The following is a 9,331-nucleotide window of genomic DNA, read 5'->3' on the forward strand; positions in this document are numbered from 1 at the left end:
CCATTTGAAAAATGCCTGATTCTCTCTGAAAATTCCCGAAATCAAATAGGTTTTGATATTCAGTTTTTTTAATTCATTCAAATAATTCGGCCAATATTCATATTTGATAAAGAAAACCAAATCAGGATGAACAAGCTTTAAGAATTTTTGCGCATTTGATTTTGTATCCAAAGGCAAATAAACTGTAGCATCAGCAATCACATTGTTTTTCCGAACTTCATAACCCGAAGGCGAAAAGAAAGTCACGACAATTTTATGATTAGGGAATTGCTCTTTGATTTTTTCCATAACGGGCAAACCTTGTTCAAACTCGCCTAAAGATGCGGCATGAAACCAAATTGTCTTATCGGATGAACTGATTTTGCTTTCCAATGTTTGAAAAACAGTTTTTCTTCCGTCGACAAACAGCTTTATTTTGGGACTGAAAAGTGCCAACAATTTCACTATTTGTGAAGCAAAAAGCATCAATAAATTGTATAGAAAAAGCATCTCTAAAAATTTGTTGGGCTAAAATACGTTTCTTTTACCGAACACGAAATTCTACTTCAGAATTTCTTACTTTTGCATCACAAATTTCAGACTTATGACACGAGCATAACGAAAGTTTTATGTTTAACAAAGATTTCCTAATGCGAATTGCATATTACCTTTAAAAAGAAAATAAGAATTCAATATGAAAAAAATACAAATGGTTGACTTAAAAAGTCAATACGAAAAAATAAAATCTACAGTTGACGCTTCTATTCAGGAGGTTTTAGACACTACAACGTATATCAACGGACCAAAAGTACACGAATTTCAAAAGAATCTTGAGGAATATTTGGACGTAAAACACGTAATTCCTTGTGCGAACGGAACCGATGCATTGCAAATTGCCATGATGGGATTGGGTTTGCAACCAGGCGATGAAGTTATCACTGCCGATTTTACTTTTGCCGCGACTGTTGAAGTGATTGCGTTGCTACAATTAACACCGGTTTTGGTTGATGTTGATGTAGTGAATATGAACATTTCTATTGATGCAATCAAAAAAGCGATCACTCCAAAAACAAAAGCAATTGTTCCGGTACATTTGTTCGGAAGAGCAGCTAATATGGAAGCGATTATGGCGATTGCCAAAGAACACAATTTATACGTAATCGAAGATAATGCACAAGCCATTGGCGCTAATTGTAAATTTTCTGACGGAACTAAAAAGAAAGCCGGAACGATTGGTCACGTATCGTCAACATCATTTTTTCCTTCTAAAAATTTAGGTTGTTATGGAGATGGTGGAGCAATTTTTACTAATGATGATGCTTTAGCACACACAATCCGCGGAATTGTGAATCACGGAATGTACGTTCGTTATCATCATGATGTTGTTGGCGTAAACTCTCGTTTGGATAGCATCCAGGCTGCAGTTTTAAATGCTAAATTACCATTACTAGATAGTTATAACGAAGCAAGACAAAATGCGGCGCGTAAATACACGGCTGCTTTTGAAGGACATAAAAATATCATTGCACCAAGTATTTGTGAGATTTGTGATTGCCACGTTTTTCATCAATATACTTTACGAATTATCGATGCTAATAGAGATGCGTTAATGGAGCATTTGTTAGCCAAAGGAATTCCATGTGCTATTTATTATCCAATTCCGTTGCATTCACAAAAAGCATATGTAGATTCAAGATATAAAGAAGAAGATTTTACAATCACAAATCAATTGGTGAAAGAAGTAATTTCGTTGCCAATGCACACTGAATTGGATGACGAACAAATTAAATTTATTACGGATAGCGTTTTAGAATTCTTAAAATAAAGGAAATAGAGTATAGAACATAGAGAATAGACTTAAAAAAAACCCTTCTATTTTCTATTCTCTTTTTTCTGTTTTCTCAAAAAATATGAAAATACTAGTAACTGGCGGTTTAGGATTTATAGGTTCACATACGGTTGTTGAATTGCAAAACGAAGGTTTTGAAGTCGTTGCTATTGATAATCTTTCGAATTCTTCCATTCAGGTTCTTGACGGTATTGAAAAAATCACGGGCAAAAAACCAATTTTTGAAAATATTGATTTAAGAGAAAAATCGGCAGTTCAAAATTTCTTCAAAAAGTATAACGATGTTGTTGGTGTAATTCATTTTGCTGCCTCAAAAGCTGTTGGAGAAAGTGTGGAAAACCCTTTGTTGTATTATGAAAACAACATTAATTCGTTAATTTACATTTTACAGGAAATGGCAAATCTGGAGCAAGCCAATTTTATTTTCAGTTCATCGTGTACGGTTTACGGTCAAGCCGAAAAAATGCCAATTACAGAAGATGCTTCGATTAAACCGGCAAATTCACCATACGGGAATACCAAGCAAATAGGCGAAGAAATCATAGCTGATGTAGCAAAAGTTACCAATATCAATTCTGTTTTATTGCGTTATTTCAATCCAATCGGTGCGCATCCAAGTGTTGAAATCGGAGAATTGCCTCTTGGAGTCCCACAGAATTTAGTGCCGTTTATTACGCAAACTGCTTTTGGTTTACGAAAAGAACTTTCCGTTAATGGCAATGATTACCCAACGCCGGACGGAACTAATGTCCGCGATTATATTCATGTAGTTGATTTGGCGAAGGCCCATGTTATTGCATTGCAAAGATTGTTGGATAAGAAAAATATTGAGAAAGTAGAAACCTTCAATTTAGGAACCGGGACCGGAAGTTCTGTTTTGGAAGTTATCAATGCTTTTGAAAAAGTCTCCGGGCAAAAATTACCATATAAAATTGTTGGCAGAAGAGAAGGAGATGTTGTTTCCGCCTATGCTAATACCGATAAAGCAAACAAAATTTTAGGCTGGAATGCACAACTTTCTTTAGAGGAAGGACTAGCTTCTGCCTGGAAATGGGAACAGAAAATCAGAAGTTAATTTTAATAAAAAAAGCCCTGAGAAATCGGGGCTTTATTATGAATTATTTTTTAGAAGCGTCTTTTAATTTTTTGGCTGCTTCATCTATTTTTTCTGCACTTTTTTCAAGCGCTTTTCCAGTTTTTGATTGAACTGTGTCTACTGCTGTTTTTATTTTTTGACCAAGAGTATCTATTTTTTGACCAACGGTATCTATTTTTTGTTCTACTTCTGTTCCGACGGCATCCGTTGCTTCATCTAATTTTTCTTTGGTTTTGTCCTGGCAGGAAAATAGTACTGCGACGAATGCAAGCGATAAGATTATTTTTTTCATAGTATTTTAGTTTTGTTTTATGATGAATTTTAAAATTACAAATTAAAAATCAAATTTTAAAATTTAATTATAAAACGAGTTCAGCGTATAATTTGTCAAAGGTAATATCCAAATCGGAGCTAAAACCTGTATGAGGTCTTGATGTTTGAATGCTCGAACTTTTTACGGCGCTCAGCCATCGAAATCGCTCAGCAATTTCAAAAGCTGCAATTGGTCCACCATCTTTATTTCCTTTCCCGATTTTTACAAACGAATCCAAGTTTTCCTTCAATTGATCAATATCAAACTCGGAACAGATTGATTTGATTTTTTCAGGTGCTAAATGATATTCAATTCTTAGATATTTCTGTCTTTTACAAAAAAGCATTAATCCAATATTGATAAATTCTTCGCGCTCTACCTTAGGCACAACACGAATCACGGCATATTCATATAAGTGTTTTTCGTGCATCTTGTGCTTGTTTTAAAAATATTTCAGCGTTCTTCAATCTAATGGATAAAAATTGAAAATAGATTTCCTTTATTTCGTCAGCAGATATAATTCTGTCTTCCCAATGTAACCAATCTTCCGGAATTTGATTTACAATTTCTCTTAATATGGGATCATTTAATTTAGTCGTGAATTCGGCATGTACTTCATCAAGTCTCGAAGCTTTTGGCAATAAAACATGATCTTTAATTAAGGTAAAAGGCGTAACGGCATTCGCTTCCCAATTATCCCACGAATGATGAAAATAAAATGCAGCGCCATGGTCAATCAGCCATAATTCCTTTTTCCAGATTAATAGGTTTGTGTTCTTAAATGTACGGTCAACATTGGTTATAAAAGCATCGAGCCAAACTATTTTTGATGCCAGTTCTGGTTCGCAGTCATTGCTCGCGGCATCATACGTAATCGCACCCGAAAGGTAATGCAGACCTAAGTTCAGTCCTTGGCTAAATTGCAGTAAGTCCTGAATTTCTTCATCGGCTTCAGTTCTTCCAAAGGCTTCATCCAGATTGGCAAAAACCAATTCCGGAATGGGTAAACCTAAAAATTTAGCAATTTGTCCACCCAAAAACTCGGCAATCAAAGCTTTTACACCGTGACCGGCACCCCGGAATTTCAAAACATATTTAAAATTGTCATCGGCTTCAGCCAATGCAGGCAGGGATCCGCCTTCGCGAAGTGGTGTGATATATCTGATTACATTTACGGTTCGTAAACTCATAGTTTAGTTTAGTTCTTCCAACAAAGATATTATAAAAAAAACCTCATAAAGTAAATTTTCATGAGGTCTTGGCATTATCTTAATTTTTTAAACTAATTATTTTTTAAAATCTTTTTTACAGTTTTTGATTTAGAATCTTGAATGGTCAAAAAATAAATACCTTTTGACAAACCTATAACAGAAAATGATTTTTCAAGTTTATTATTTTCAATATCCGATTTTTCAGTTTTAATAATCTGGCCAATACTGTTGGTCAACGCAAAAGAATAGTTTCCATTCTCAATTCCATTTGCCGTAATTAAAAAGTTGTCGTTTGTTGGATTTGGATAGACTTTGAAATAATTGGTGTCAGAATCTGAAATTCCTAAAGTATGTGTAATAGTAAATGTTTTAGAACATGCAACACCATTATAACTTGCTTCGAAAGTATAGATGCCGTCAGTCGTCGGCAGCAATTTGGATGAACCATAATAGCTTACTTTGTTATTAGTTGGAACCGTATAACTCCAATTATTAAAAACACTTCCATTAGGATTTAAAATTCTCAAAGAAATGCTTGCACTAGCAGGAATTTCTCTCCAAAAAAAATAAAATTTTGCATAACCCGGAGCTAATCCTGGTCCTTGAAACGGAACGACAAAAGTATCGCTTTCATTTGGCACATCACTATTTGGACAAGTAGCTAAAGTCATATCTGTTGGATGAACAGATGCTTTCATGATAGCAGGTTCGGTATGCGGTCTTTGAGAAGTCCACCATGAAGTTGCGTTTAATAAATTACAAGCACCGGAAAATGGATCTTTATAAGTAGTGTTTGTACTTCCAGCCCAAACTTCAAAATGAAGATGTGGACCAGAAGAACTGCCTGAACTTCCCACAACGCCAATTTTTTCACCGGCAGCTACTGTCTGACCAACAGTTTTTGTGGTAACAGCGCCATTTTTCATATGCCAATACAAAGCACAACTACCATCGGCGTGTTGAATGATAATCGAATTGGCTGTTAGTGTATTTGAACCACAGTTTCTGTCGAAATTTCCATCTGCTTTTTGAACAATAGTTCCAGCGGCGGCGGCAACGACTTCAATTTGACTATTATCCATTTTATACAGACTATATGGCCAGATGGCAATATCAGTTCCGTGGTGTCCGTCATAAGTATTTGTGCCACAATTATAATCCTGAATAGTTGTTGTAGCCGTATTTTGGTCGACATAGGCGCCAATAAAATGATATTCACATTGGGTAAAACCAGTTGCCAGTTTCAATGGCCAAAGTAAAGAAGTGGTAAGTATATTTTTGCTGGCAATTTTGTCTAATGCTAATTTTTTTAAATTATAATTCACTTCAGAGTTTAAAAGAGCATATTCCTGTATTGTGATACAAGGATTTTCTGTATCATTTTTTGGAAATGAATAGTCTTCATAATCTGTCGGAATATTTGCTGATTTATTTTGAGCACTAAGAATTGGTGCCAAAAGAAAAAAAGAAAAGCCTAGGGTTAGTACTGTTTTTTTCATTGTTGTAGGTTGTTGGGTTAACCAAATGTAAATAAAAAATCCTCACAAACATTTGTTTATGAGGATTTTAATTTTTTATAAAAGAAGATTAAGCCGAAATCGTTTCGACTTCTTTATCGATTTTATTTACCAATCCAACCAATACTTTTCCTGGTCCAACTTCAGTAAAACTTGTCGCACCATCTTTTATCATCTGTTGTACCGATTGTGTCCATCTTACAGGCGCAGTCAATTGAATGATTAAGTTTTTCTTTATTTCATCTGGTGACGAAACTGCACTTGCAGTTACATTTTGGTACACTGGACAACTTGGAGTAGAAAAAGTTGTAGCTTCAATAGCTGCAGCCAATTCTTCTCTGGCTGGCTCCATCATTGGCGAGTGAAATGCACCACCAACTGGTAAAATCAAAGCGCGTTTTGCGCCAGCTTCTTTCATTTTTTCACAAGCTAATTCGACGGCTTTGTATTCTCCTGAAATTACTAATTGTCCCGGACAATTGTAATTTGCAGCAACTACAACACCATCAATTGAAGCACAAATATCTTCTACAATTTTATCTTCTAAATTTAAAACGGCAGCCATTGTACTAGGTGTAATTTCACACGCTTTTTGCATCGCAATTGCACGTTGTGAAACCAATTTTAATCCGTCTTCAAAAGACAAAGCACCATTGGCAACTAAAGCTGAAAATTCGCCTAAAGAATGTCCGGCAACCATATCAGGTTTAAAGTTGTCTAAGGTTTTCGCCAAAATAACAGAATGTAAAAAAACTGCTGGTTGAGTAACTTTCGTTTCTTTTAATTCTTCGGGCGTACCTTCAAACATAATATCCGTAATACGGAAACCTAAAATTTCGTTGGCTTTTTCGAAAAGCTCTTTTGCTAAAGCAGAATTCTCATATAAATCTTTACCCATGCCGGTGAATTGTGCTCCTTGTCCAGGAAAAACGTATGCTTTCATTTATGCTGAATTTATTTCAGCATCTCTAAATGCTGAATGTTAGTTTTATTTTTGAACAAAAATACTAATTTTTATAACTCAATCGAATCTATAATTTTGAACAACTGTTCATTTAATGCTGAATTGGAAATTACTCCTTTTTCAGTGTCAAAATTTTCATTGAAACTAGGTAATGAAAAACTTCCTTTTACAATACCACCCTGGAATGGCATTCTTTTGACCGCAATATCAAGCACGGTGCCTCCGCCTCTTGCTCCGGGTGAAGTAGCCAGTAAAAGCATTGGTTTTTCCTGAAAGGTTTTGCTGTTGATACGTGATGTCCAGTCAAGGATATTTTTAAAAGCTGTTGTGTAGTTTCCGTTGTTTTCTGCAAACGAAATCAGCACAAAATCGGAATCGCCAATTTTTTTATAGAAATCCTGCGCCAGTTGTGGAAAACCATCTTTTTTTTCGCGGTCTTTTGAATAGATAGGCATTTCATAATCGTTCAAATCCAATAGGTCGACAGTAACATTTTTGAAATGTTTTGAGGCGTATGAAGCCAACTGTTTATTTATAGAATCGCTGCTGTTTGAAGCACCGAATGCGAGTAATTTTTTCATTTCTTGTTTAAATAATAAGTTAATGCTCCGGATGGACATTTGTTTACGGTTTCGATAATTTTATCCGTAGTCGAACCTTCGGGTGTAATCCATGGTTTTTCTTTGGGTTTGAAAACATCAGGATTATTGCGAACGCAATTGGCAGAATGAATGCATTTTCCCGATTGCCACACTATGGTAACTTCGCCATTGGTGTATTCTTTTGTTAAGTCTTTTGGATCCATAATTATAAGGTTGTGTTTATGGTTATTTTGTTTTTCAGAATTTTGGAAATCGGACATTTGTCAGCAATGGCAAGCAGTCGTTCTTTTTGTTCTCCGCTTACATTTCCTGAAAAGGAAATCGTTCTTGAAATGAAAGTTTCCAATTCGGGTTCTGTTTTCTGAGCCATATTCATTGAAATCTTGATTTCAGGAATATCCCAGCCTTTTCTATCTATATACATTCTAAGTGTTGATAAAGTGCAGCCAGCCAATGATGCCAAAAATGTTGAAAACGGATCAGGGCCAAGATCTTTACCACCAACGCTTTCGGGTTCGTCCATTAGCAATTCACCATTACGCCAGGAAATGGCACACAAGTATTTTTGTGTACCAATCTTTCCTTCTATATTTTGTTCCAAAAGATTTTCCATTACAATACGTCTCTAAACTCTGGAACTTTATCAAAAACACTTTTCGCAAACGGACAAAGCGGTATAATTTTAATGTTGTTTTCTCTTGCGTATTCTACGGCCTTTTTTACCATTTGTTTACCAAGACCTTTGCCTTCATTTCCTGGATTTACTTCGGTATGGTCGATGATGATTTGTTTCTCGCCTGCAAAAACATAGGTCATTTTGGCTTCCTGTTTTCCATCTATATCAATGTGAAAAAAACCTTTATTGCCATCAATATTTAATTTTACTTCGCTCATGATTTCTTTATTTATTGGTGCATTGGAACTTCCATTAATAAAATCTCAGCATCTGAAGTCGCTTCAAAAGTTACTTTGTCAAAGGCGGTAATTCCTAATCCGTCGCGTTGTTCCAATTCCTGGCCATCAACTTTTACGCTTCCTTTAATCACAAAAACATATAAACCGTTACCTTCTTTTTTACGATTGTAATCGATTGAAGTTCCTTTATCCAAATTCCCCATATGAAACCAGGCATCCTGGTGAATCCAAACTCCGGCATCATCTGCATTTGGTGATAAAACCTGTTGTAATTTATTGTGTCTGTCGGTTGTGTCTAAAGTAATTTGTTGGTAACGTGGTTCCACATTTCTTGTTTTTGGAAAAACCCAAATCTGTAACAAATTGGTTCTTTTATCATGATTTGGATTGAATTCAGAATGTTGAATTCCGGTACCGGCGCTCATCACCTGAACGTCGCCAAATTTAATAACCTCAGTATTTCCCATGCTGTCTTTATGAGCCAAATCGCCTTCCAACGGAATTGTAATAATTTCCATGTTATCGTGAGGATGTGTTCCAAACCCCATTCCTGATGCAACGATATCATCATTCAAAACTCTAAGTACTCCAAACTGAACCCTTTCAGGGTCATAATAGCTTGCGAAACTAAAAGTATGATGTGCATTTAACCAACCGTGATCTGCATGTCCACGTGTGTTTGCTTTGTGTAAAACCGTATTTTTCATAATGTTTAAATTTACTAATTATTATGATACAAATTTACGGTAGCAACTTTGAGGAAGTACTTAACCTAGATTAAGAAAGTTTTCGGTTCTGTGTTTTGAACACACAACAGATAACGGATAACTATTTTTTAAGCATCCGCGCTTTCATTTTACTAAAGAATTCCGGGGTGACACCAAT

General features: G+C 35.5%; 13 protein-coding genes. 2 read left to right on the forward strand and 11 right to left on the reverse strand.

The window, feature by feature from the left end; genetic code table 11:
* On the reverse strand, positions 1-489 hold a 489-nt coding region (locus ABIQ27_RS10160), incomplete at its 3' end, for a glycosyltransferase N-terminal domain-containing protein (RefSeq protein WP_348033778.1).
* 184 nt (positions 490-673) lie between these two features.
* Here ABIQ27_RS10160 and ABIQ27_RS10165 point away from each other — a divergent pair.
* Both ABIQ27_RS10165 and galE read left to right on the forward strand, forming a co-directional pair.
* Entirely contained in the window at positions 674-1,804 is a 1,131-nt protein-coding gene (locus ABIQ27_RS10165) for a DegT/DnrJ/EryC1/StrS family aminotransferase (RefSeq protein WP_348033779.1), read from the forward strand.
* An 85-nt stretch (positions 1,805-1,889) separates the two neighbouring features.
* The gene (gene galE / locus ABIQ27_RS10170; RefSeq protein ID WP_348033780.1) at positions 1,890-2,903 is read left to right on the forward strand and encodes a UDP-glucose 4-epimerase GalE; all 1,014 of its coding nucleotides are present in this window, start codon (positions 1,890-1,892) and stop codon (positions 2,901-2,903) included.
* Between the two features lie 43 nt (positions 2,904-2,946).
* On the opposite strand, the gene ABIQ27_RS10175 is transcribed toward galE, so the two are convergent.
* The 10 genes from ABIQ27_RS10175 to ABIQ27_RS10220 form a co-directional block, all read right to left on the reverse strand.
* Positions 2,947-3,216: a hypothetical protein gene (locus tag ABIQ27_RS10175; protein ID WP_348033781.1), complete on the reverse strand. Its 270-nt coding sequence runs from the start codon at positions 3,214-3,216 to the stop codon at positions 2,947-2,949.
* 67 nt (positions 3,217-3,283) lie between these two features.
* A complete protein-coding gene (locus ABIQ27_RS10180) occupies positions 3,284-3,667 on the reverse strand; it encodes a DUF3037 domain-containing protein (protein WP_348033782.1) in 384 nt (127 codons plus the stop codon).
* On the reverse strand, positions 3,645-4,427 hold the full coding sequence (locus ABIQ27_RS10185; RefSeq protein ID WP_348033783.1) for a HipA family kinase: 783 nt from the start codon (positions 4,425-4,427) through the stop codon (positions 3,645-3,647). Before ABIQ27_RS10185 ends, ABIQ27_RS10180 begins: the two co-directional genes overlap by 23 nt.
* Before the next feature lie 92 nt (positions 4,428-4,519).
* Positions 4,520-5,947, reverse strand: a complete 1,428-nt coding sequence (locus ABIQ27_RS10190) for a peptidoglycan DD-metalloendopeptidase family protein (protein ID WP_348033784.1) — start codon at positions 5,945-5,947, stop codon at positions 4,520-4,522.
* Positions 5,948-6,035: 88 nt separating this feature from the next.
* Positions 6,036-6,908, reverse strand: a complete 873-nt coding sequence (fabD, locus tag ABIQ27_RS10195; protein WP_348033785.1) for an ACP S-malonyltransferase — start codon at positions 6,906-6,908, stop codon at positions 6,036-6,038.
* 71 nt (positions 6,909-6,979) lie between these two features.
* Entirely contained in the window at positions 6,980-7,510 is a 531-nt protein-coding gene (locus ABIQ27_RS10200) for an NAD(P)H-dependent oxidoreductase (protein WP_348033786.1), read from the reverse strand.
* Entirely contained in the window at positions 7,507-7,734 is a 228-nt protein-coding gene (locus tag ABIQ27_RS10205) for a (4Fe-4S)-binding protein (RefSeq protein WP_348033788.1), read from the reverse strand. The genes ABIQ27_RS10200 and ABIQ27_RS10205 overlap by 4 nt, the downstream gene beginning before the upstream one ends.
* A gap of 2 nt (positions 7,735-7,736) precedes the next feature.
* Positions 7,737-8,144: an OsmC family protein gene (locus ABIQ27_RS10210; protein WP_348033789.1), complete on the reverse strand. Its 408-nt coding sequence runs from the start codon at positions 8,142-8,144 to the stop codon at positions 7,737-7,739.
* Entirely contained in the window at positions 8,144-8,425 is a 282-nt protein-coding gene (locus ABIQ27_RS10215; protein WP_348033790.1) for a GNAT family N-acetyltransferase, read from the reverse strand. Before ABIQ27_RS10215 ends, ABIQ27_RS10210 begins: the two co-directional genes overlap by 1 nt.
* An 11-nt stretch (positions 8,426-8,436) precedes the next feature.
* Positions 8,437-9,153: a pirin family protein gene (locus ABIQ27_RS10220; RefSeq protein WP_348033791.1), complete on the reverse strand. Its 717-nt coding sequence runs from the start codon at positions 9,151-9,153 to the stop codon at positions 8,437-8,439.
* Positions 9,154-9,331: the final 178 nt, after the last annotated feature.

The organism is Flavobacterium sp. (genome assembly GCF_039916025.1).
Lineage (GTDB): Bacteria > Bacteroidota > Bacteroidia > Flavobacteriales > Flavobacteriaceae > Flavobacterium.